The following is a 22,419-nucleotide window of genomic DNA, read 5'->3' on the forward strand; positions in this document are numbered from 1 at the left end:
TTGTTAAAATGTACGCCTGGTGGTAGGAGCATAATCACAATCGGTACGAGAGGACCCGTGAAAATGGCAGTTGCTGCATGTCATGGTAGGCGGACATCCGCCACCGGAGCTATGGCAGCCGCCGCATGACACTTGAGTGTACGCTCTGTCTGTGTCGGAATTATGATGAATGTATTCAAACACAGGCCCCCTGGTTGTGCTGCAAGGACTGGTGTCTTCTTGATGGCATCTGGCGCACAGATATTTCCAGTTCGTTGTTGAAAAGGCAGAAATAGTTGCGTCCAGTGTTCCACCGTTCGCCTCTTTTCTTATCAGAAAGGCATTAGGCGACCCATGAGGTTCGTGGCAGTCGGTGCAGGAGAGGACATAACCCATTGTGGTCGAATAGGGCGCATCCACTGTGATTGCTACTTCTGCAAGACCCTTACCATGTTTTTCGTTGTCCCAATCGATGGTTTTTAAATTGCGTCCCAGATTAGTGCTATATATCGTGTTTGTCGCATTGTGGCAATCAATGCAAAAGTTGTTGTAATCCGTCAGGTTGGATCCATTGGTGGTAGCAGAACCGTCAGGCTCATAGGTTGTAGTAGAACCAAAGCGATAAGGGGCCTGGTAAGAGGCGGTATAGTCGCTCATCTTTTCTCCCCCCCCATCTCCCCACAATCCCCAGGTTGCAAGCGTCGCATGCTGGCTTGGCCGGGAGACAGGATATCCCCTTGTGCCGGAACTCTTGGCAGCGCCGCTTGAGTTTGCAGGGTCTCCCTGGACCGCGTGGGGGTTATGACAGGCGCAGCAGGGATTGGAATCGACAGTATAACCCCACCTGCCGGTCGTGAAGGTCTTTATGTCTCCCAGGTTGTGTGATGAAATACTGGGCGGGTTGGAGAATGCCTCCAGGATGTCATTCAGGGTATCGGCAGTCCAGCCGCCGGCACGAAAACTATAACTCCGGTTTATTATTGCGGTTACCGCCACGGTGGTAGTGTTGTCATGGCATTTAAAACAGAAGTTATCGCTCTGGCTGGTGTGATTGGTATAAAATAAGGTAATTTTTGAGGGTGAACCGCCGGTTGGAGCTGGTTCATTCCCCTCAATACTGGCATGCATTTCATGGCAGTGGCCGCAATTACCCTTTGTGTACCCGGACGTGCTGCTCCGGCTTACGCCATAAGTGGTATTTCCGTGGGCTGAGTCCAGATAGGCGCCGGCCCCCAACGGGCTTGCGGACAGGGTAATGAAGAGAAATGTTGCAAGGCGAACAGCACATTTTCTTATCGTATGCCTGGGCCACATATAGTTAATATATCGGCATAACATGGCTATATCTTTAATTAAATTACATCCGAAAACTCGGAAAATTCCGGCCCTACTTTAAGCGCTCAACAGTCAACATGAAGCCGGTTCACCGTTCAGTGTTGACTGTTTACCGAAAAAATGTCGGACAATGATTAACGGTTAACGGATAACGAACATGCCGATCGCTGAAAGCTTGAACATGCATAGCGAGCGCATTCCCCGCAGCTTGCTGCGGAGAGCTTCAATCCGAAAACGGCAGTTTACGGAAGAACACCAATTCTTCATCGGCCGCCGTCGAGGTCGTTTTTTTCTCTCTTGACATAATAGCGGTCACCAATTATAGATAGACCCAATAAAGTGCCGGAGTGGTGAAACAGGTAGACGCAGGGGACTCAAAATCCCCCGACCCTCGCGGTCATGTCGGTTCGATTCCGACCTCCGGCACCATATAATTTCCCGCATATAGCCTGTGCCATCTTTATTACTGCCGATCCGGACATAACCGTGTTTCCGGCTACACGATCACCGACCAGAAGACAGAATTTAGAAGTCAGGAGTAAGAAATATTCCGGGTTGAAAAAACGCTACTCGTAACCCGTAACCCGCAACTCAAAAAGCTGAATGCTGACTGCTGAGCGCTGATGGCTTCCTTACGCCTTCACTACATTTCTTGTCTTGTCGTTGATTTTGATCAGGTTTCGTGTGTCAACCACGAGTCGGGCGTGCCTCCGGATAAAATCCGGGTCATAGTCGGAATGGTTGGTGGCGATGAGGACGCAGTCGTATTTTTTCAGGTTTTTTTCGGTGAGGGGCACCGATCTCATCCTGAGGTCATAGCGCCTCATCTTGTGGGTCCTGGGGACATGAGGGTCGTTATAATCCACCTTGGCCCCTTTTTCCCTTAATAGCTCGATAAGCTCCAGGGAAGGAGATTCCCGGACGTCATCAATATCCTTCTTGTAGGCCAGTCCGAGGACCAGCACCTTTGATCCTTTCAGGCTCTTGCCCCGGCTATTCAAGGCGTCAATAAGTTTGTTTATTACATAGGCCGGCATCGATGTGTTGATCTCTCCGGCCAGCTCGATAAATCTCGTGGCCATGCCGTATTCGCGCGCCTTCCAGGTGAGGTAGAACGGATCAATCGGGATGCAGTGGCCGCCCAGACCCGGCCCGGGATAAAAAGGCATGTAGCCGAAGGGTTTTGTGGATGAGGCGGCAATTACCTCCCAGACGTCAATTCCCATCCGATCAAAGACCATCTTCATCTCATTAACCATGGCGATATTTACGGAGCGGAAGATATTCTCCATGAGCTTGGTGGCCTCTGCCGCACGGGTGGAGGAGACGGGCACGGTCTTGACCACGATAGTATCATAGAGGGCGCAGGCCGCCTTGAGGCAGTTTTTGGTGTAGCCGCCGACCACCTTGGGTATGGTTCCGGTAGAAAAATCCTTGTTGTTGGGGTCTTCTCGCTCCGGAGAAAAGGCCAGTAAGAAATCCTTCCCGGCTTTGAGGCCGGTTTCTTCCAGGATATGACGCATATTTTCATCTGTGGTACCCGGATAGGTGGTGGACTCCAGGACGATGAGTTGCCCCTTACGCAGGTTGTCCCGGATGGCCCGGGTAGTGTTGAAGACGTAAGAGAGATCCGGTTCCCTATTCCTGTTCAGCGGCGTGGGCACGCAGATGAGGATACAATCCATCCCTTTCAGTCCGGAAAAATTGGCAGTGCAGCTAAAACGCCCCGTGGATAGGGCCTCCCTGACCTTGTCGGCAGAAATGTGTTTGATATAAGACATCCCCGCTTCAAGGGCCTTGATCTTTTTTGTGTCTATGTCAAATCCGGTGACCGGAAACCCGGCCCTCACAAATTCCAGTACCAGGGGAAGGCCCACATAGCCAAGGCCGATGATTCCGACTTGGGCCTGCCGTTTTTTGATGCGATCTAATAGGGTCATGACCTCATTTACCTCGTTTTTTTGTTTTCTTTGTCAGTTTATCGACATACCACGCTACGGTCTCTTCCATTCCCTGTTTCACATCATGCGTTGGCTTGTAGCCCAGGAGGCCCCGGGCCTTTTCAATGTCCGCTTGGGAATGCCTCACGTCTCCAGGCCGAAACGGCCCGTATTCGGCCTCAATCTTTGCAATAGCAGGGTAATGCCGGGCCAGAGAGCCGCGTATCATTGTAAAAAGCCCGTTTAATGTTGTCTTCTCGCCAAAGGCGACATTAAAAACCTGGTTTAAGGCCGCCGGTTTTTTCGCCAGGGCGGACAAGAGATTGGCTTGGATGACGTTGTCGATATAGCAGAAGTCCCGGCTGGTCTCACCGTCGCCGTGGATCGTCGGGGCCTTTCCATCCAGCAAGGCGCCGATCCAACAGGGGATTACGGCGGCATAAGCCCCCTTGGGATCCTGCCTTCGGCCAAAGACATTGAAATATCTCAGCCCGATGCACTCCATTTCGTATGTGCGGGCAAAGACGTCGGCATAGAGTTCGTTTACATATTTGGTGACAGCATAAGGGGATAAGGGCCGCCCGATCACATCCTCTTTCTTCGGAAGCCCCGGGTGGTCTCCGTAAGTGGAGGAGGAGGCCGCATAGACAAAACGCTTGATTTTGGCGTCGCGGGCCGCTACCAGCATGTTCACAAAGCCGTCGATATTTGACTGGTTGGTGGTGACAGGGTCATCAATGGAGCGGGGCACGCTGCCGAGGGCGGCCTGGTGGAGCACATAGTCAACATCGGCGCAGGCCTTCCGGCAGTCGTCCAAATTTCGTATATCCCCTCCGATGAAGGTGAACCGGCTCCAGACCCCGTCGCCCGCTGTATTTTTTACATCCTCCAGGTTATGGAGATAGCCGGTGGAGAAGTTGTCCAGCCCGATGACGTTCTGCCCCAGATTAAGCAGTTCCTCCAGGAGGCCCGACCCGATGAATCCGGCCACACCGGTGACCAGCCACCTCCTGGGTGATTTTCTTAGTTGCGCCTTGATGTTAGCAATCTTCGACATTTTTTAATACACTCTTCGGCCGATTCGGTGTCAGTCTTTATTATTACGTCTCCAAATAAATTGCAAGGACTCTTCTGATTAGTGGTCATCCGGAAACTGCCGTTTCGGAATTCACGCTTTCAGCGATCGGCTTTCAGCCATCAGCATATTTGTTATCCGTTATCCGACATTTTCTTTTGGTAAACGGTCAACAGTAAACGGTGAACCGGCTTCATGCTGATAGCTGAGTGCTTACCGCTCCAGCGGGAACCCCTGGGTCTTCGCATGGAGACTGAATAGCGTCCATTTCTCAATATGCCACGCATCTAAATCCGAGTATATTGGAGTGCATTTCAGCCTCCAGTTTAAAGCGGTTGAACAGGCGTATGTCATTGCCGGAAATCCAACTGCCGCCCTTGGCTACATAGTATTTAACGTCGTGTCTGGCATAGGAAGGCGGGTTACAGGGTTCCATTGTCCACTCCAGTACATTTCCTATGGCGTCAATTATCCCGAAATTATTCCCGGAATCCATGTGTCTGTCCACAGGTGTGGTGTCCGCTATGGAGCTGGCCTCAATATTACAGACATCTCTCTGCCAGTCGTTCCCCCAGGGAAGCGCATAGCCGTCAGCCGTCCGTGTTGCGGCCTCCCATTCATCTTCAGTAGGCAGCCTTTTGCCTGTCCAGGCGGCAAAGGCCATGGCGTCTTCCCGGCTGACCTGAACCACAGGGTGATTTCTTTTATTGTGTATCGTAGTTCCGGGCCCTGAGGGCTGATGCCAGCAGGTCCCATATACTGTCTCACAGCTAAGGCCGGACTGGCAGATAAGTCTTATTGAACCGGTTTTTGCATCTACCGTTTTCTTAAAACGTCCGTAATAGACCTTTCCGTATCCAAGCCTTTCAGCGATGGTTTTGTATCCGGTCTTTTCCACAAAAACTTCGAAGAGCGCGTTTGTAACCGGGAACCTGCCCATATAAAAGGCCTCTAAACGCACTTTTTGTTCAGGACGTTCATCTTTGCCGGGAGACTTATTGCCAACGATATAGTCTCCCGCCGGGATCAGAATATACTGATTGTAAAATCTTTCCCTGTCGCCGAGCAAGCGATTAAATTCCTCGGCCAGGAGCCTGGCCCTCGGTATCTTATCCTCCTCTCCAAAAATGCCGTCCGAATATCCCGCCTCTGAACCGCTGGCGGAGAGGCCTGGCTCTCCAGATTTCTCTGTGATTTCCAGCTCCTCAATGCCTTCCTCGGCCTCATCCTCTTCAACTTCTTCGATGTCTCCCATCTCCTCAGGCTCTAGCTCTTCCTCCGGTGCCTTTTCCATTATCTCTGCTTCATCCGCCACTTCTGCATCATCCTGAGTAACCTCTTCCCCTTCGGGTTTTGTTTCTGCAATTTCATCTACGACCTCGGCTTCTTCAAGGTTATCGGTGAGCTCGGCGGGTTCCAGGTCTTCTGTGCTTCCGGTTTCTTCGGCCTCGATCTCTGGTTGGTCGTCTATGACTTCTGCGAGGGTTTCTTGGACGTTATCCTCGGCGACCTCTTCGACTTCCTCCATCTCTTCCGGTACGGCATCTTCCGGTTCGGCATCCGGCAGGAGGCCGGCTTCATCGACTATTTCTGTGTCCCCTTGCGGCTCTGCCTCTTCCTCTGCTTCCACGATTTCCTGGATGGCTTCTTCCACTTCTTCTTCAACGACTTCGTTAGTATCCTGAAGTTCTTCTGATTCTTCAGGCCCTATTTCTTCGGGTTCCAGGTCTTCGATGAGATCGGCTTCTTCCACTACTGCGGGGACTTCTTCGGCTTCTTCCGGTGCTTTCTCTACGAGGTCCTCTACGACTTCAACTTCGTCGAGGTCGTCACCGGTCTCGTCCGATTCAATATCATCTACGATCTCCGTCTCTGCGAGATATTCCCCGGTCTCCCCGATATTTTCGAGTTTTTCAGATCCCGGTTCTTCCGGTATTATCTCTTCGACAAGCTCGACTGTATCGACTACGTCAACCTCATTCGCAGCGATTTCTTCCGGACTAGCGGCATCTTCGGTTGATTCTGCTGCCGGAGCCTCTTTCGATGTGGTTCCCTCTCGCCCATCAGCTTCACCAACACCAGGTCCGTAGCCTTCGACACCGGACTCGATGCCGGTACCTCCCACCTCGTCTTTATTCTGTTCACTGCCCGTTTCTGCGGCATTTCCTGAAATCCGGGGAAGCGTATCAGTCTTTTCACCTGAAAATCCCCCTGTATCCCCCTTTTCCAAAGGGGGAATTTGGCTTTCTTCCTTTTTCAAGGAAGGAATTGAAAGGCCCCCGTCTCTTCCCAACGGGGGGCTTAATATATCTTCCCCTTTAGTAAAGGGGGGTGTAGGGGGATTATCATTGTCCTTTGTGTCGCCATGTGCCATGTGCGTTTCATACGCCCTGACTTCAGATGGCGCGGCAGGCCCATCAGTCAAATCGCCATGTGCTACTTTTAAACCAATTTGTTGCGACAACCCCTGGATTATATTTTTTAATTGGCTTAGCTTGCCTGTTCTGTCCGAATTCCCCGTATTAGCCAAGGCCTCCGGATCCGACAACACTTCGCGGACAATATTTAAGACCTCGTTTATCTGTTCCAGCGTAACGCCTCCGTCCTTTTTCGCACTGCCGGTAAACGAGGTGAGCATCCGGTCTTTGGCCTCATCGGACATAACAAAGATATTGCCGCGTCCTATGATTATGCCCTCAGGATTTTTTCCATCCTCGTAAAGCCTTTTAAAATCCGCATTGACAGAGGATTTGATACTGCTCAGGTTTTTTCGCTTGGGTTTGATCGCAGAAGGATCGTCTCCGGTGTCCCAGAGCGCCGTGACGAGTCTGTCCGTATCAATGCCCTGGAGGGTGGTGACGGCGTTTTCGCTTTCATAAAATTCCCTGACGGCATGGATCAGCCTGTATTTTAATGTCTTATGGTCTCTATAGTTGAGGTTGGATATCGCCTCGTCGATTCCCTTGAGGGATATTACAGTGGTGGCCACAAGAACCTCCTGTTGCCTATGCCGCTATCGTTTTTTGCGGACAAGAACGCGTCTTCTTACCACTTTCCGGCGAGGGTTGGGAGATGGGGGAGATGGATTTGCAGCGTCATGCCGGGCGGGAACTGCGTTTTCTATTTCACCGGCCAGATGTTGCCGGTAACGGCAGGTCGCCCTCGGACATTTTAAGGATATTTCCCCTGCTGAGTCTTCGGTTTCAATTAGAAACGGATTTTTACACTGTGGACAAACAATGTGATGAGGTTTGCCCCAGCTTATAAGATTACAGTCACTGTTGGAACAGGTGTAGAAAGATTTACCCTTGGCAGTCTGTTTCGTCTCGATCTTGCCGATTCTACATACCGGACACGCGGAGGCCAGGTCCTCGGAGAAGGCTGCGATATGCTTTTCAATGATATCATCCGCGACGGCGGCCTCATCCTGTTCCGAAACAGGTTCGATTTCACTTTTTGCCTCGTCCACTGACTGTAAGTCCTGCATCTCACGCGATGCCTTCTCGGTTTTTTCCACCTCCGTTACTGCCGGACGGTCCGGTTCATCTACGACCGGCGTCGGGGCGGACAGATTCGCATCCGCCGGAGAGAGACGGACATCTTCGACATGGGCGAACAGATCCTGTCCGGAAGTCTCATGTTTTGGAGCTGGCTCCGGCGCTGCCTGTACCGGCACAGGAGATTCTTCAATAGAACGTGCGTCTTCAGCAGCGATTCTTTTTCTTTCCGGCTCAGTTGTCTTTTCAGATTCCCTTAGCCTTTGAACTTTGGTGTCACCGGGTTGGCCTATAATATCTTCGGCAGGAACTTCTTTTTTAGCGAAGAAACTTTGGACCCTGATCTGGCTGATATCCTGGGCCCGGAGCACTGGAGATGCAGTGTCCACGTGTGACCTTGTCTGTTCCTGTCTGTAACGGAAAATTTTTGCCGTCGTTTGTTCCGGTTTTGCCGGGGTCTTTTGTTTTGATAAAGGAACCCCCTGCATCTGTAATGTCTGGTCAAACTGGCTGATCGCGGTTTCCAGTTCTTTACGTCCGGACAACACCTCATCCATGATCTGAACAAGGTAGGCGACAAGATTGACCCCGGGCATTTTGGGGAAGATGCGGTCGACTAAGCGGACCATACTGATGGCCGGTTTCGTGGCGGAAAGACTACTATCTAGGGAGGCATCAATATATCCTTTTTGAATTAAATCCCGGAGGGATGCCTTCAGGTCTTCATCCGGGTCAAGGCCGAATTCCGCCAATTCATTCAGGAATGTTTCCTCTGTAAAACGTTCGGGTGGAAAAGATGAAGCGCTTTCGATATCGGTTTCACGTTCTACGGCGAGGATAAGGCATGGTATGGTCGCTACATTCAGAGGCAGCGAGCCGATTCCATACCTGGTCCCGATCAGCCGTTCTATATGCCGTCCCAAGGCCTCATCAAATCGTGCACGAATATTACGTGTGGAAAGCTGCTCTTGCTCAATATTCTGCTGCATAGGCGATCTCCGTCAGTATCTTCTCTCGGGCTTTTTTAAAGTATGATGGCTTCGCAGGAAGTCCGTTTGCTGCGAAATAGCGATCAGCCATCAGCGGTCAGCTTGAGTCGCCATTCTACTTCCTGAAAGCTGAGAACTGAGTGCTGAATGCTTTTGCATGGTGCATACGGACTTCAGATTTCTTATCGACACAAACGACCGGGAGATTAGCGCGCTAAAGGCAGGCTATGCATCGAGCCATCGAAGGCCGTTGTCTTCGCTTGACTCTTCACAAAGGGAGACTACGTTGAGAAATTCTTCCAAGGCCGCTTTGGCCTTAAGGTCTTTAAAACTAAGGAACATGATGCCTGTCCCACCATTGGCAAGATGCCGGGCCTCCCCGGTCACAAAGACATAGCCGAACCCCGGCACATCTATAGCCAGATCTACCTTATCATTTAAATCAAATACCTGGCAGGCAGGTAAAAAGCAGCCTCTCAGGCTGATATCCTTCGTAAAATGGGCCTCTCCGCCTTTAAGGATAACGACCTTGAGGCCAAAGTCAAAGCGCGGGGTTGTCCTCTGCTCTTTTCCCAAAGACATTACCTCCTTTAGGGCGTTTCGGCATGTTCAGGGGATGACTTTAGATTTTATTTTGTTAAAGAAATAAAAAAAGGGTTATCCGCCATAGGCGGATAACCCTTTGATTTTTCTGGGGTGAGCGGAGGGACTCGAACCCTCGACCTCTGGGGCCACAACCCAATCTTTTGCCTATTTTCGTGTTACTCACAGTTTTTCACTTGACTTCACAACTTACTTACTTTATTATCTTTTTCAATATTAAGACGCTAACCTTAACTTCACTGAATTTCACTAAAAATAACACGATAGGTAACTAATAGGTAACTAATTTGACCTCTGGGTAAAACCCCTGGGTGACTAAGGAGGCCCACCAATATGGCAAAATATGTTTCGGTCGATCCTGTCAGACATCCGGGAGTGGTGTATTACGAATCGGACAACCGGAAGCACAACGGCAAACCCGATAGATGTTTTTATATAACCTACAAAGTAGAAGGAAGGCTGACGCGGGAGAAAATCGGCTGGCTTTCCGAGGGGTATTCGGGGAAACTTGCAGGCCAGATACGGGCGGAACGGTTACGCAGTATCCGGCACGGAGAAGAGTTGCCAAAGCAACGGAAAAAGGTCCCTACCTTTGGAGAACTGGCAAAAGGCTATTTCGACCATTATAAAGGACTGCACGGCAAGATTGATTTGATTGATTTGAAACGCTATGAAGTGCATCTGGCGCCGGTCTTAGGCGATAAGAAAGCCGACCAGATTGACCCTTTAACGATCGACCGCATAAGGATTAACCTGAAGAAAGATGGGCGGGAAGGGAGCGTTTATAATGTCCTGGAGCTTGCCCGTCGAATCCTGAACTTTGCGTTTAAGAAGCGCCTTATAAAGACCGTGCCCGTAAAGATTGGTATGCCCAAACGGAACAATGAAAAGACGGAGTGCCTGACCAGCGATGAATTGACGCGGCTGGTTGAGGTTCTGGATTCATATCCTAATATTCAGGTGGCGGGCATATTTAAACTGGCCTTGTATAGCGGAATGCGACGTTCCGAGCTTCTACGTCTGGAGTGGAGAGACGTTGACCTTGAGCGTCGAACTATCCGGCTAAGAGAGACAAAGGGCGGCATCGACCAATCTATACCCATGAACGATCTGGCATATAAATTATTAAGTGAACATCCGAGGGTTGCAGGATCGCCTTTTGTCTTTCCTGGGAAAGACGGAAATAGACGTTATGATGTTAAGCGCCATGCTGACCATATCCGACGTTTGGCAGGGTTACCTGAAGGGTTCAGGCCGATGCACGGCCTAAGACATACCTATGCGTCTCTTCTGGCGTCAAGCGGGCAGGTCGATCTTTATACCTTGAGCAAGTTACTTACTCACAAATCACCGGTAACGACAAAACGCTACGCTCACCTGGCAGATAAAACGCTACAGCAGGCCACCAATGTAATTAGCAACATAATAAGCCAGGCAAGCATTGAACCGGCTATTGAGGCCAAAAAATAACCTTGACCTATACTAAAAGGTGGTATATAGTCCCATGAAATGGACGGTAACGATCAGCCGGGAAGCCGGGAAACAAATTGCGAAACTCCCACAGATGGTCAGGGATTCGTTGATTGCGTTGATTAAAGAGATTGAGGTGAACGGGCCGGTCAGGGGCAACTGGCCCAACTACAGCGCCCTGACGGGGAACCGTTATCATTGTCATTTGAAAAAGGGCCGACCGACGTATGTTGCCGTCTGGGAGCTTAAGAATAAAAAAGACAGGTCTGTTGAGGTGGTTTATGCCGGAACCCATGAGAAAGCGCCCTATCAGAAACGTTGAATTGCGTTTTAGCGGGCCAGTGAAACACAAGAAGAAGGCTATTGATGCGTTGAGGTCTCTGGGCTTCGCAGAGGTGTTTTTTTCTGGTGAAGCCATTCCATGGCGTGCGGCATTCCCGGAATACACCGACGAACAATTGCCGGGCCGTATTCTGGCCGGAGCGCGGGTAAAAGAAGGGATGTCGCAGGTAAGGCTTGCCAAGTTGACGGGCATTCCACAGCGTCACATCAGCGAAATGGAGAACGGAAAAAGGCCGATCGGCAAGAAGAATGCTAAACTTTTCGCAGAAGCATTGAAGGTTGATTACCGAATTTTCTTATAGGGGTAACTTATGGATCAGAGGAAAAGTAAGAAACCGCAATTAAGGGTATTGCCAAAAAAGTCGAAGCCGTCAGACAGAAAGCCGCTGGTGTACCCGGAAGTGCATTGCCGGATAGGGTTTTTGGATCAGCCGTTGCCAGAGAGCTTGCCACCAAAAAACGGGTTGACTTCACCGGAAGAAGAGTAATCGTCTTGGCCCCCTTACGGGACGCCGGAATATTGAAGTGTTAGAATAAGGAGGCTCCATGAACGTTAAGAATATCAAAACTATCCTGATTGTTTTTGTCTTTTTATTCCCTGCCTGTGCGCCCCAATTAACAGTTCAACATACCTTCTTAACCGCGCGTGGTGTGTTGGTACCAAGGGAAGAATTTGCCCCAATACCTAAGTTTGATTCCACATCCACGTTCCGTTCTGCAAAAAGTGTCAAAGAGAATTCTGTTGTTGAGTTAGGAGTGTGGCGGAAAGTATATATTGAAAGGGAAAAAGTTATCAGGCAGATCTTCCTTGCAGACATTAAAATTACCAATACTTCTACCACACCATACATAACGCCGGAAGAACTGATTATTTTCGATGCGGACAAAAACGCTCTAAGACTACTCCGGCCAGATGAATATGTGTATTACATTGAAGGGATGACATCAGAAGACGCATTAGGACAATCCACAGCATTGTCCGCGTATGCGGCTCGCACTCAGGCAAACCAATTTTATAACACCTACACGGCCCAGTCTTATTACGGGAGTACCTATGGAAGCGATTTTGGGGCTTTTTTTTCGGGCTTTGATTCAGGCATGAGTACCGCTGCAAGTATTCATGCTTTAAGTTTAGCACGCCAGGCAGCCGAAATAAATGAAATTATAAGAACCTTCCGGCTTTGCGCGCTCAGACCTATACTGACCTTGCCTGACAGCAGCAATGTGGGGAGAGTTTGGAGTTTGACGGGAAATTTGCCAATTGAGATACATATTTTTGCAGGTGGAGATCACCACATAATTAAACTAAACCACAATAAACCAGGGCTCGGAGGCACCCTCCCGGGTTTCCGTGGAATTTTGGAGGATGAGGAGGAGGTGATATGTAATGGCAGGTGTCAATAGGGTTATTCTGGTAGGTTATCTTGGGGCCGATCCTGAAGTGCGTTATACGAAAAACCGGGGATCGGGGTCCCTGGCCCCGTATGTTTTATACATGCCCCGGAGATTTTTCAACTTTTTTGGGCTTGTGGGGAGAAATTCCCCTTGACAAAGTGGGACAAAATGTCCCATACTTGAGAAAATTTTTCCCCAAAATAGGTGAAAACGGCGTGGAAAAGAAAAAAATTAAACCCAGACAGATGAAGTTTTTGCAGAAATATGTGGAGCTAGGTGATCTTGGAAAGGCATACGTGGCCGCCGGATATACAGCAAAAAACAAGCATTCAGCGTCTCAAGGTGGCAGTATGATGTTGAAAAAGCTTGATAAACTCATGGATTATCGGGAGATTTTCGACTCGATCGGCCTTACGGAGAGGTTTCTAGCCGAGAAGATGAAGGATTTATTGTCCTCGCCCGACCAGCAGGTGGCCGCCCGCACCCTGGCCGTTGCCACCAAGTGCATAGGCTGGCAGAGGGAAATTATAGGTCTCGATGAAGGCTCTGAGATCGTTATCATGACGAGGAAGCAGGCAGCATCACAGCCCGCAAGCGGCGGTGATTCAGACGACATCCAGGCCAAGACAGCGGCATTGCCTGCTTCCCAGGGTATCATGAGGTAATTTCAACACAGCTCAGCAGGGCCTAAGAAGGATATGGCCGTATCCTTTTACGGGTCTGGCGCTCCACCGCCAGGCCCGGCCCCGATTTATTCTTTAAAAGGTGGAAGCCATTGGTGGAGGTGGGTTAATGTCAAAAAGAAAGACCAGAAGTGACCGGCCTATTTTCCTCGAAAAAACATTTAAACTTCTTTTTTTTGAAAGAAAAGTGCCTGTTTCGCTTAAGATAGGCGCCACGTTACAAGACTGGGAAACCCTGTATACATATTTTTCGGACGATCCTGAAAGTCTGGGAACCCTGATATCCAGCCTCTTCCTGCATCCTGTCTTTAATGAACATCTTAAAGATACTTATTCGCCACGTCCACGGGGGGTGCATTGTGTAGAAGGGAAAGGCGGGGAAACAGAAGAAGAGTTCATGGCAGAAGCCAGACGGTACCTGGCCGCTGCGTATGTCATATGTCAATATTGGTTAAAAAAGGATGAACAGCCGCAATTCTTTAGAGACTTGATGCAGAAAGAGAAAATTGTCACGGCAAGAGGGGGATATAGTGCCATAAGAGCTACCCTGGAACTGTTCGAGGAGAAATTCGGAGAGCGTAGGCGCCAGCTTGGATTGCTTCAAAAAACCAAGCTCCGTGGTTTCAAAGAAACGTATCTAAGACAGAAGACCAACCCGCACCTGGTGCCAGCTCAACACTTCTTTGAAAAAACCGGTCATAAATTGACCATCGATGAACTCACTGACTATCTACCCTAAGTAACATCTATCCAAAACACACAGTCTAAGGCTAACTTGTTTGAGACAGGTTAGCCTTTTTTATTTGGGGGTTTCTAAAATGTCATTTTTGGCATCTTAAGAAACCCCCTAACTAACTGATATACCGTTGATTTTTACGCTAATTGTGATATTATGTTCATCCATAATGAGCACATATCTTAAAGGAGGTTGAATATGCAGAAATCTATCATTCCACAGGCTTTATCCCCCGCTCAAGTCGAGCAATTCTTTGGCATTCCTACCGGGACACTGGCAAATTTGAGGTGGAGAAGGGAGGGTCCCAGATTTTTTCGAAGTTTATCGAGAAAAGTTATCTACAAAACTTCCGATATCCAAGCTTGGCTCTTCTCAAGTCCTGTGCAGACGAGGGATTCGATCGGGAGGTCCGGCGGCCATGAATAGCCTGAGAGGGAATCAGTTAAAGCGATCAGGCCGCCGGGCCTTACGTTGGATGGTTTTAACCTTATTGGATTTGCTGCGCTGGCCCTGGTGCCCGCGGGCTTCCAGGCTACTTGACCGATTGGACAATGAGCGTGGGGCAAGGAATGGATAAACGAGATATTCTTTCACGCCTGGACTTCAAAAACTTCTACAAGAGACTTGTTCCCACCCTTAGGGAGCATGGGGGGCAAGCCATAGGTCTTTGCCCCTGGCATGATGACCGGAGTCCCTCTTTAAGTGTAAATCTCAAAACCGGCCTTTATTATTGCCACGCTTGCGGTGCTAAGGGAGATGTCTTTACTTTCTACCAGCAATTAAACAATGTAGATTTTCACACCGCCTTAAAGGAGATTGGAGAGATGACCAGTATTAAGACTGAACCGCAAAGGGTGGTGTCCCGGTTCGAATACAGCGACCTGGCCGGTAATATCCTGTATGCCAAAGAACGTTTGGAACCTGGCAGTAACGGACGTTCAAAAGAGTTCCGCTTTAAACATCCGGTGGGGGACAAGTGGCAGTCTGGCCGAGGCGGGGAAGCCGTCCCGTACAGGTTGCCTGAGTTGGCCAGGTCAAAATACGCCTTCATCGTCGAAGGTGAAGCGAAAGCCGATCTCTTGCATTCATGGGGCCTGGCGGCTACCTGTCTGGATAGCGGGGCTTCCAGTCCGTGGCATAACCATTATCTTCAATATTTCGCAGACAAGGAAAAGATGGTCATTTTACCCGATAACGATACCCCGGGCCGGGACTATGCCAAAAGGATAGCCGTGGTTTTGCATGGCAACGTAGGGCAGATAAAGATAGTGGCCTTGCCTGGACTTCAAGAAAAGGGAGACGTTATAGACTGGACAACAATAGAGGGCAACAATAAGCAGAGGCTATTAGCCGTTGTTCAAGAAGCCGATGAATGGAAGCCGCAGGCTAAGGATTTAAGCTTTCTGATGAAGGGCTCAGACCTGGCCGGTATGGACATTAAAGTCGAATGGGCAGTCAAAGACTTTATCCCAAAGCAGGGTATAACGCTTCTACATGGCAAGGGTGGTATCGGCAAAACGTGGTTAAGCTTTATCCTGGCTGATGCAGTAAGTAAGGGTATGCCATTTACGGGGATTGAAACCCAGGCCATGCCGGTCGTTTATATTGACCTGGAAAACCCTCTACCTGCTGTAATCGAGCGTGTAAGAAAGATTGGCTGTGATAACGTCCTTTTTTGGCACGCAGGAGGAGGCAAAAAGAAACCACCTAAGTTGGACGGGAAGGATTTCCTTGAGTATGCAGACTTGCCACCCGGGGCATTGCTGATTTTCGATACGTTACGGGCAGCGCAAAGTGGGGATGAAAACAAGAGCCAGGATATGGCCCTGGTTATGAATAATTTGAAGACTCTCAGGGATGGCGGATTTACTATCCTGCTCCTGCACCACACGCCCAAAGGAAACGACCGGACTTATAAGGGGAGCACGGCCATTTTTGACTTAGCCGATCACGTCTTAGGACTTCATAAAGTGCGTAGAAACAACCTGGACGCAGAAGTAGATGACGACGAGGACACGGACTGCTACTACCGCTTTGGAACTAAAGAGAAGACCAGGTATCAGCCCTTTCATGTTTTCCTGGCCTTCGATCCTGAGAAGGGATTTGTCCCGGCGCCTGATCCGGATGAGGAGGCCATGAAAGATTTACATGGGCTAATAGTTGAACTTAAAGCCTCTTCAGGGGATTGGCCTATTCAGGGGAAGATTGTTGAGAAGGCCAAAGAGGTAATTGGACTAAGCAGGGATAGAACCTTAAGACTGCTGGGCAAGGGGGAGAAGGAAAAACTTTGGACTTCCGAAAGCCTGCCCTCTAAGAAGAATGCAAAGGTTTATAGGGCAAGTTCAGTTTTCGAGTTTTCGGGCACTATATATAGCCAGAAAACTAGAAAACTGGCTGAGACAGAAGACCAGTTTTCTGGAAAACATACCCCACCTAATAGCCCTGGAGATAGCATAAATACTGAGTTTTCCAGTTTTCGGGAGGGGTTACAGAAAACTCAGAAAACTGATTCTTCCGGGGTAGGCTGTCTAACCTACCAGGAAACTGGTCGTTGTCCTGGGGCGGATTGGATTGAAGAGCAACTAAAGGACGAGGCTTTATATCTTTCCCTTGAGGAAGAGCAGGGAGCCTTACCATGGAGCTAATCTCTGAACTCAGAAGCCAGGGTATAACTATCTCTCTTGTGGGAGACAGGCTTAAGATCGAACCACGGGAGAAGGTCACACCGGAACTTATCACAAAAATAAAGACCCACAGGCAGGAGATAGCCAGGGAGCTAAGGCAGCCCCAGGAGAAAAAAACGAATACGGCTTACTGCTCATGGCTAAAAAAGAAGGTCGAGGAATGCGGGCCGGTATGTTGTGAGGAACGGCCCGGACGGGGTGTCACATATTGTTGTAACCACTTAAGGACTTATATGGCGAAGATCGGACGGTGGAAGTGATGCAGAGAAAGTCTTCAGAACTTTTAGAACAAGTAAAAGAAATAATTGAAAGCTATGACTTTGCGGTAACTCTGAGACAGATATACTACCAGCTCGTGACAAAACAGATCATACCCAACCAGCAAAAGTATTATGCCAAACTGTCAAGGTTATGCCTGAGCAGAGGCTACCGGGTTGGGATAAGGGCTGTTGGGGATCAATGTCAAGGCCCCGAAGTTTTTGGAGGGCTACAGGGTTGGCAAAACGTAGAATGAGGAGATCGTCAGGGCTGGTTATGCCTGGCTTCCGTTGATCTATATTTTTTTGCTTCTGATTCTGATGCCAGCAAGGACCGCAAGACCAGAGCCGATAAGAAGCATGGTGGCTGGTTCGGGGATGGGGTCGGGGACTAGGTCAGGTACGGGGGCGGCGACATTTCCGTCACGCACGGCAATGGCGTAGTAGTCGCCCCCGCGCGTACCGATCTCGCGCTGGCTGCCGTCGTAAAAATAGAAGCCCAACGCGGACTTCAGAGTGAAAGGATTCTCCGTACTCGACCAGTAGAAGTCGTTAATTAGATTCTGAAAATCACCGGTGTTTATTAAGCCATAGCCCGATTGACGAACGTTGTTCAAGGTGTCACGCCATCCCAGGTTAGCAAGCTCTGTATAGAACAGGTGCCCCATCTCACTGCTCGTGATGTTGTAGCCGAGGTTGGTGGTGCCGTCATAACCCCACACATATAGGCCATCCACTGTTGACGGCAGACGCCAGTCATCATAAATATGCCCGCCGAAATTCACAGTCAAATCAGATGCCCAAGTCATCTGATTTTGCCACCTATCATGGGAATTCGTGTAATCGTACCACGTAATATTAAGGTCATTGTCATAGATAAGTCGATTGCCGAGGATGTCAGTCCCACGGTTGAATAGTTCGGCATGGGCACAGATCGAACCCCCAAAAACCATTACGAACGTAACGAATACCACTAATCCCCTCTTCATCTTTCCCATCCTCTTGCGAATAAGGTCATCACTTACCTCCGAGCGGCGGTCCCGAGGTTTTTGCATGTTACAGATAAGGACAAGCTACTTCTCCTCCTTTTCTTTCTTTAACGGTACATCGGGATAGATTTTAGAGTAAAGTTTTTCGTATAATGGTGAACCTGTCGTGCTGAGGTTATGGAGGGCTCCGACTGCGTTTTCCCGATCGCCTTTTTGTAGATATATGATACCGGCCCTATAGTAATAATCAGCCGCAAGCACCCCTTGACCTCTTCGGCCGTAGCAACATCCGAGATTCAATAATGCTGCGGCTTCGTCCTTATCTATTTCCAGCGCCTCTTTGTACGCACCTTCCTCATCCTCCAGCCTTCCCAGCTTTGAGTAAACAAGCCCGAGATTAAAATAGAGGCTACTGAGGATAGCGCTTGAAAGATCACTCTTGAGATGGATGGCTTTCAAATAGGCTGATTGAGCGCTGTCGTAATTTTTATTCTCATAGTATGCACGTCCTAAAAAGTAATGGGCATACGGGTCATCGGGCGCGGCCTCAATGTACAAGTTAAGGACAGATATGGCCTCTGGATATTGGCTAAGGTTGAAATATGACAAACCAAGCATATGCAGCGCATAAGTGTCTTCCGGGTCAAGTTCTATTACCATCTTATATGCGTTGACGGCCTTGGCATACTCGCCTGTTTGACAATAAGAATAAGCCAAGCGACTGTAAACGTGGATTTGACGACTACCCCTATACTGGCTCCAATCTGGAGATACAGAACCATTTGATATTAGAAATAAGAGCTTTTCGTAACATTGAATGGCTTGCTTATAATTACCAATCTTATAATATCTGGCAGCCAGATACTCTATGTATTCACCGTTGTCAGGTTCAATTTTAACAGCCTGACTTAAGGCTTTTATAGCCTTGTCGTGTTGACCAGATTTCTCGCAAGATCGTCCAAGACAATAGTAAGTCTCCGCTAAAATATCCGGGGAAGCCATTGGATTGGCCTTTAGCTTATCAACTATTTCCTGCAAAGTCTTGGCGGCGTCTTTCTGATGTCCAGTGTTTAGATATGCAAAGTATATCATAACCGAGGTTTGTCTTCGGGGATTTTTTGCGGTCGCGAGAAACGCTTGACGGGCTTTTTGGGGATTACCAGCAACCAGATACGCCCTTCCGAGCCTTACATGATAGCGGGCATCGGGGTTAAGACCTATAGCCTTTTGGTATGCTTTAATAGCCCCGGCGTTATCCCCCGATGCAGATAGGGCTTGCCCCAGGATGTAATGGGGTTGGGCTAAGTCCGGCTTATTCCGAATAATCTTGTTACACAACTCGGTGATATATTGTACGAGTTGAGGGCAACCTACAGGTTCTTCCGGGACTAAGGGTAAGTGTACAGACAAATCTTCTAATAGAGGCAAAGCCCCAGCGTAGTCTTTGCTATTTATCTTATGTAGCGCCTCTTGATACCAGTCATAACATAATTCAGGAGTCATAGGCTCTGTCATAGGCTCTGGAGCGGGAGCTGCCTCAGGAGCGGGAGCTGCCTCAGGAGCCGGAGCTGCCTCAGGAGCCGGAGCTTCGGCTGACAATTTCACAGACGAATTCTCTTCGTTTTGTCCGGGAAGAAGGTTTGCCACATATTTAACAGGGATTGCAAAGTTAAGGTTTTGTCCGCCTTCAACAAGGAAGCTTGCGATACCAATTACTTCGCCCTTTGTGTTAAATACAGGGCTTCCACTGCTCCCCGGTGAGACAGGGGCCGTTATTTGAATAAGGCCACTTTGTCTGCGCACGCCGCTTATAATGCCATTAGAAATCGTAGTTTCATACCCAAAGGGACTTCCTATAACTATGATATCCTCGCCTATCTCTGGTTTGTAGTTTATTGCCAACCTGACCGCCGGGAGTTCTTTGCTTTCTACCTTTAAAATGGCAATGTCATTTTTTGCATCAAATATGATAAGATCCTCTATGCGAAGAACCGCGCCATTTTCCATCTTGACAAAGGACGCCGCCTCTGGTGATTTTGTTGACCCTGTCAACACATGGTAGTTGGTTGCAATAACGCCATTGGAGCCAACAATAAACCCGCTTCCTATAACATCCGCTTGTCCGTCTTTATAAGTATAAATGGTCACAACGGAGTTTTTCTGCTCCAAAACTGCGTCCGGGATTTTAGCATCGGCCAATGAAGCGATAAAAAGAAGAAAGCTGAGGATAAAGAAAAGTTGCTGTAGGTACCCCTTTCTTAGTTCTATCATCATCTCCACCCCCATTTATGTCATTTGATCCTATAAGAGTCTATTAAAACAGTCAACGAATAACTGGCTTATTGTGCTTTGAAAATTTTCGCCCCGGCGAATCTGTTCGCCCAGGTCGAAGATACGCCTTAGGCGTGCGAATCTGACTATGGTGCGACTGGTCAGGAGTGGTTCGTAAGGCAGGGCGTTAACTTAGGCGATTTTCTGGCTGGCGGATATTGCGTAGGAACAAAAGTGTAAGGCTAAAACAGGCTGTATTAGATTCCTGTGCAGCCTGCTTCCGCCTGAATTTTTGCTTCCAGGGTAACTAATAGGTAACTAAAATTAAAAGGGCTAGAAGCTCAATTTCTTCTAGCCCTTGATTTTGCTGGGGTGAGCGGAGGGACTCGAACCCTCGACCTCTGGGGCCACAACCCAGTGCTCTAACCACCTGAGCCACGCCCACCATTGAAGATCTGGCGCGCCTGAAGGGATTCGAACCCCTGACCTACGGATTAGAAGTCCGTTGCTCTATCCAACTGAGCTACAGGCGCAGGCTATTACAGCAGCCATCTTTAACAAGATTTTGGCGCCTTGTAAAGACAAAATTCAGCGCTGGCGTCTGCTTCGGTCGCATATTAAAAAGTTATTGCAAGGTATTCACTTTACCGCTATGGTTACGATCACGCCTCATATCTACGCCAGGGTGAAAAAGCCATGTTTGATCTTCACCAGTTAGAAGTTTTCTGCCGCGTCCTGGAATTAAAGAGCTTTTCAAAGGCTGCGGAATCAGTATATCTTACCCAGCCGACGGTGAGCGGGCATATTCAGGCCCTGGAGCAGTTTTTGGATACGCGTCTCTTTGATCGTCTGGGTAAGGAGGTTGTGCCTACCAGGGCCGGAGAATTGCTTTATAAATATGCCAGGCAGATGTTGAGCCTGCGGTCCGAGGCCCGGCGAGAGTTAGAGCTTTTTCTGGGCAGGGTCAAGGGAGAGATGACCATCGGCGCCAGTACCATCCCGGGGGCATATATCCTTCCTGAGCTGATAGGTTCTTTTAAAAAAGAGCATAGCGACATCTATATCACCCTGACTATAGCTGATACTACGGGCGTTATAGAAAGCCTTCTGGCGGGAAAGATCGAGATAGGGGTGGTGGGGGCTAAAATAGAGGATAAAAGGCTCCAGTACCGGGAGTGGGTAAGGGACGAGATGGTGATTGTAGTCCCCTCCGGCTATAAGTGGGCAGGACGACGTTATGTCGAGGCAGATGAACTCAAAAAAGAGGCCTTCATGCTGCGCGAGCCAGGCTCCGGCACGCGTATGACCAGCCTCAAGGCCCTTGAGAAACTGGGCATGGATGCAAAAGAACTTAACATCATTGCCGAGATGGGCAGCACCGAGGCCGTGCGCCAAGCCGTGAAGGCGGGAATAGGCATTAGTATTTTATCCCGGCGGGCGGTCAAAGACGATATTGCCGCGGGTTCCTTGCACGGACTGAGGGTAAAGGGGTTAGACTTATGGCGTGAGTTTTATGTCGTAGTTCTTAAAGGGCGTACGCTTTCTCCGATTACCGATTCCTTTCTTGATTTTTTGTTTTTGCGTGCAACCGGTTTTACCGGGGAGGAAATCCCGGCATAATGACTCGCCCCTTATCTCTTTAAGAGCGGCGCCATATCCTTTTCGAGGACATCCATTTTAAGCTCGCCTATGTATCTTTTTATTATATTCCCTTTTGAATCAACAAGAAAACTCACGGGGATGTAGTAGATACCCCCGTAATCCTTACATACCGCATTATTGCCTATCAGAACAGGGTAGGTAATGCCGGCTCTTTTGATAAATTCGGCCAGGATTTTCTTGCCGGCAGATGTGGTAACATCGTCAAGCGAGATACTGATAATTTCAAATCCCTTGCTCTTATATTTCTTGTACACAGCAATGAAAGCGGGTATCTCGGCCCGACAGGCAGGACACCCCGTGGCCCAGAAGTTAACCAGGACAACCTTGCCTTTAAAATGGCTGAGGCTTACCATGCGGCCATCCATGTCTTTCAGGGAAAAATCGGCGGCCCTGACGTTTTTTGCCTCTGAATCAGGAGATGTATAAAGTTGTACGGAAACTAACAAGATGAATACTAAAGCAATAAACCACCTTACTGAATGTCCAAAGTAACGACTTAAGTTATCTGCCAT

At 49.0% G+C, this 22,419-nt stretch carries 19 protein-coding genes and 4 tRNA genes; 11 read left to right on the forward strand and 12 right to left on the reverse strand.

Going from position 1 to position 22,419, the window contains the following annotated elements; translation table 11 throughout:
• Window positions 1-3: 3 nt before the first annotated feature.
• On the reverse strand, window positions 4-1,293 hold the full coding sequence (locus tag PHT49_03270; GenBank protein MDD5450899.1) for a cytochrome c3 family protein: 1,290 nt from the start codon (window positions 1,291-1,293) through the stop codon (window positions 4-6).
• A 362-nt stretch (window positions 1,294-1,655) separates the two neighbouring features.
• On the opposite strand from PHT49_03270, the gene PHT49_03275 reads away from it, so the two are divergent.
• Window positions 1,656-1,743, forward strand: a tRNA-Leu gene (locus tag PHT49_03275).
• Window positions 1,744-1,946: 203 nt separating this feature from the next.
• Here PHT49_03275 and PHT49_03280 read toward each other — a convergent pair.
• From PHT49_03280 to PHT49_03305, 6 genes are all read right to left on the reverse strand, one after another.
• Complete coding sequence (locus PHT49_03280) at window positions 1,947-3,254, reverse strand: nucleotide sugar dehydrogenase (GenBank protein ID MDD5450900.1); 1,308 nt, start codon at window positions 3,252-3,254, stop codon at window positions 1,947-1,949.
• A 4-nt stretch (window positions 3,255-3,258) separates the two neighbouring features.
• Window positions 3,259-4,311 carry an NAD-dependent epimerase/dehydratase family protein gene (locus PHT49_03285; protein ID MDD5450901.1) on the reverse strand — a complete coding sequence of 351 codons (1,053 nt, stop codon included), beginning with the start codon at window positions 4,309-4,311 and terminating at the stop codon, window positions 3,259-3,261.
• Between the two features lie 289 nt (window positions 4,312-4,600).
• Window positions 4,601-7,318 carry an SUMF1/EgtB/PvdO family nonheme iron enzyme gene (locus PHT49_03290; GenBank protein ID MDD5450902.1) on the reverse strand — a complete coding sequence of 906 codons (2,718 nt, stop codon included), beginning with the start codon at window positions 7,316-7,318 and terminating at the stop codon, window positions 4,601-4,603.
• Window positions 7,319-7,342: 24 nt separating this feature from the next.
• The gene (locus tag PHT49_03295; protein ID MDD5450903.1) at window positions 7,343-8,815 is read right to left on the reverse strand and encodes a hypothetical protein; all 1,473 of its coding nucleotides are present in this window, start codon (window positions 8,813-8,815) and stop codon (window positions 7,343-7,345) included.
• Between the two features lie 225 nt (window positions 8,816-9,040).
• Complete coding sequence (locus PHT49_03300) at window positions 9,041-9,397, reverse strand: PilZ domain-containing protein (GenBank protein ID MDD5450904.1); 357 nt, start codon at window positions 9,395-9,397, stop codon at window positions 9,041-9,043.
• A gap of 110 nt (window positions 9,398-9,507) precedes the next feature.
• Window positions 9,508-9,584: transfer RNA gene (locus PHT49_03305), tRNA-Ser, on the reverse strand.
• Between the two features lie 167 nt (window positions 9,585-9,751).
• Between PHT49_03305 and PHT49_03310 the strand changes: the two genes are divergently transcribed.
• The 9 genes from PHT49_03310 to PHT49_03350 all read left to right on the forward strand — a co-directional run bounded on the left by PHT49_03310 (window position 9,752) and on the right by PHT49_03350 (window position 17,242).
• Window positions 9,752-10,888, forward strand: a complete 1,137-nt coding sequence (locus PHT49_03310; protein MDD5450905.1) for a site-specific integrase — start codon at window positions 9,752-9,754, stop codon at window positions 10,886-10,888.
• 34 nt (window positions 10,889-10,922) lie between these two features.
• Window positions 10,923-11,210, forward strand: a complete 288-nt coding sequence (locus tag PHT49_03315; protein MDD5450906.1) for a cytotoxic translational repressor of toxin-antitoxin stability system — start codon at window positions 10,923-10,925, stop codon at window positions 11,208-11,210.
• Window positions 11,211-11,229: 19 nt separating this feature from the next.
• Window positions 11,230-11,532 (forward strand): helix-turn-helix transcriptional regulator, encoded by a 303-nt coding sequence (locus PHT49_03320; protein ID MDD5450907.1) that lies wholly within the window; start codon window positions 11,230-11,232, stop codon window positions 11,530-11,532.
• Window positions 11,533-11,776: 244 nt separating this feature from the next.
• Window positions 11,777-12,634 carry a hypothetical protein gene (locus PHT49_03325; protein ID MDD5450908.1) on the forward strand — a complete coding sequence of 286 codons (858 nt, stop codon included), beginning with the start codon at window positions 11,777-11,779 and terminating at the stop codon, window positions 12,632-12,634.
• A gap of 206 nt (window positions 12,635-12,840) precedes the next feature.
• Window positions 12,841-13,290: a hypothetical protein gene (locus PHT49_03330; GenBank protein MDD5450909.1), complete on the forward strand. Its 450-nt coding sequence runs from the start codon at window positions 12,841-12,843 to the stop codon at window positions 13,288-13,290.
• 127 nt (window positions 13,291-13,417) lie between these two features.
• Window positions 13,418-14,047: a hypothetical protein gene (locus PHT49_03335; protein MDD5450910.1), complete on the forward strand. Its 630-nt coding sequence runs from the start codon at window positions 13,418-13,420 to the stop codon at window positions 14,045-14,047.
• Window positions 14,048-14,613: 566 nt separating this feature from the next.
• The gene (locus tag PHT49_03340; protein ID MDD5450911.1) at window positions 14,614-16,689 is read left to right on the forward strand and encodes an AAA family ATPase; all 2,076 of its coding nucleotides are present in this window, start codon (window positions 14,614-14,616) and stop codon (window positions 16,687-16,689) included.
• Window positions 16,680-16,988 (forward strand): hypothetical protein, encoded by a 309-nt coding sequence (locus PHT49_03345; protein ID MDD5450912.1) that lies wholly within the window; start codon window positions 16,680-16,682, stop codon window positions 16,986-16,988. The genes PHT49_03340 and PHT49_03345 overlap by 10 nt, the downstream gene beginning before the upstream one ends.
• Window positions 16,979-17,242 (forward strand): hypothetical protein, encoded by a 264-nt coding sequence (locus PHT49_03350; protein ID MDD5450913.1) that lies wholly within the window; start codon window positions 16,979-16,981, stop codon window positions 17,240-17,242. The genes PHT49_03345 and PHT49_03350 overlap by 10 nt, the downstream gene beginning before the upstream one ends.
• Window positions 17,243-17,281: 39 nt before the next feature.
• Here PHT49_03350 and PHT49_03355 read toward each other — a convergent pair whose 3' ends face one another.
• The 4 genes from PHT49_03355 to PHT49_03370 form a co-directional block, all read right to left on the reverse strand.
• Window positions 17,282-17,794, reverse strand: a complete 513-nt coding sequence (locus tag PHT49_03355) for a PEP-CTERM sorting domain-containing protein (protein MDD5450914.1) — start codon at window positions 17,792-17,794, stop codon at window positions 17,282-17,284.
• A 264-nt stretch (window positions 17,795-18,058) separates the two neighbouring features.
• On the reverse strand, window positions 18,059-20,245 hold the full coding sequence (locus tag PHT49_03360; protein MDD5450915.1) for a tetratricopeptide repeat protein: 2,187 nt from the start codon (window positions 20,243-20,245) through the stop codon (window positions 18,059-18,061).
• A 368-nt stretch (window positions 20,246-20,613) separates the two neighbouring features.
• Window positions 20,614-20,690: transfer RNA gene (locus tag PHT49_03365), tRNA-His, on the reverse strand.
• Window positions 20,691-20,701: 11 nt separating this feature from the next.
• Window positions 20,702-20,778, reverse strand: a tRNA-Arg gene (locus tag PHT49_03370).
• A 163-nt stretch (window positions 20,779-20,941) separates the two neighbouring features.
• Here PHT49_03370 and PHT49_03375 point away from each other — a divergent pair.
• Window positions 20,942-21,865 (forward strand): selenium metabolism-associated LysR family transcriptional regulator, encoded by a 924-nt coding sequence (locus PHT49_03375; protein ID MDD5450916.1) that lies wholly within the window; start codon window positions 20,942-20,944, stop codon window positions 21,863-21,865.
• 11 nt (window positions 21,866-21,876) lie between these two features.
• Here PHT49_03375 and PHT49_03380 read toward each other — a convergent pair whose 3' ends face one another.
• The gene (locus PHT49_03380; protein MDD5450917.1) at window positions 21,877-22,419 is read right to left on the reverse strand and encodes a TlpA disulfide reductase family protein; all 543 of its coding nucleotides are present in this window, start codon (window positions 22,417-22,419) and stop codon (window positions 21,877-21,879) included.

Source organism: Desulfovibrionales bacterium (assembly GCA_028715605.1).
Lineage (GTDB): Bacteria > Desulfobacterota > QYQD01 > QYQD01 > QYQD01 > QYQD01.

Bases quoted from the DNA above. Each gene is read 5' to 3' on its own strand.
- PHT49_03270 (MDD5450899.1), bottom strand. From the start codon at position 1,293: ATGTGGCCCAGGCATACGATAAGAAAATGTGCTGTTCGCCTTGCAACA.
- PHT49_03280 (MDD5450900.1), bottom strand. From the start codon at position 3,254: ATGACCCTATTAGATCGCATCAAAAAACGGCAGGCCCAAGTCGGAATC.
- PHT49_03285 (MDD5450901.1), bottom strand. From the start codon at position 4,311: ATGTCGAAGATTGCTAACATCAAGGCGCAACTAAGAAAATCACCCAGG.
- PHT49_03295 (MDD5450903.1), bottom strand. From the start codon at position 8,815: ATGCAGCAGAATATTGAGCAAGAGCAGCTTTCCACACGTAATATTCGT.
- PHT49_03300 (MDD5450904.1), bottom strand. From the start codon at position 9,397: ATGTCTTTGGGAAAAGAGCAGAGGACAACCCCGCGCTTTGACTTTGGC.
- PHT49_03310 (MDD5450905.1), top strand. From the start codon at position 9,752: ATGGCAAAATATGTTTCGGTCGATCCTGTCAGACATCCGGGAGTGGTG.
- PHT49_03315 (MDD5450906.1), top strand. From the start codon at position 10,923: ATGAAATGGACGGTAACGATCAGCCGGGAAGCCGGGAAACAAATTGCG.
- PHT49_03325 (MDD5450908.1), top strand. From the start codon at position 11,777: ATGAACGTTAAGAATATCAAAACTATCCTGATTGTTTTTGTCTTTTTA.
- PHT49_03335 (MDD5450910.1), top strand. From the start codon at position 13,418: ATGTCAAAAAGAAAGACCAGAAGTGACCGGCCTATTTTCCTCGAAAAA.
- PHT49_03340 (MDD5450911.1), top strand. From the start codon at position 14,614: ATGGATAAACGAGATATTCTTTCACGCCTGGACTTCAAAAACTTCTAC.
- PHT49_03345 (MDD5450912.1), top strand. From the start codon at position 16,680: ATGGAGCTAATCTCTGAACTCAGAAGCCAGGGTATAACTATCTCTCTT.
- PHT49_03355 (MDD5450914.1), bottom strand. From the start codon at position 17,794: ATGACTTGGGCATCTGATTTGACTGTGAATTTCGGCGGGCATATTTAT.
- PHT49_03360 (MDD5450915.1), bottom strand. From the start codon at position 20,245: ATGATAGAACTAAGAAAGGGGTACCTACAGCAACTTTTCTTTATCCTC.
- PHT49_03375 (MDD5450916.1), top strand. From the start codon at position 20,942: ATGTTTGATCTTCACCAGTTAGAAGTTTTCTGCCGCGTCCTGGAATTA.
- PHT49_03380 (MDD5450917.1), bottom strand. From the start codon at position 22,419: ATGGCAGATAACTTAAGTCGTTACTTTGGACATTCAGTAAGGTGGTTT.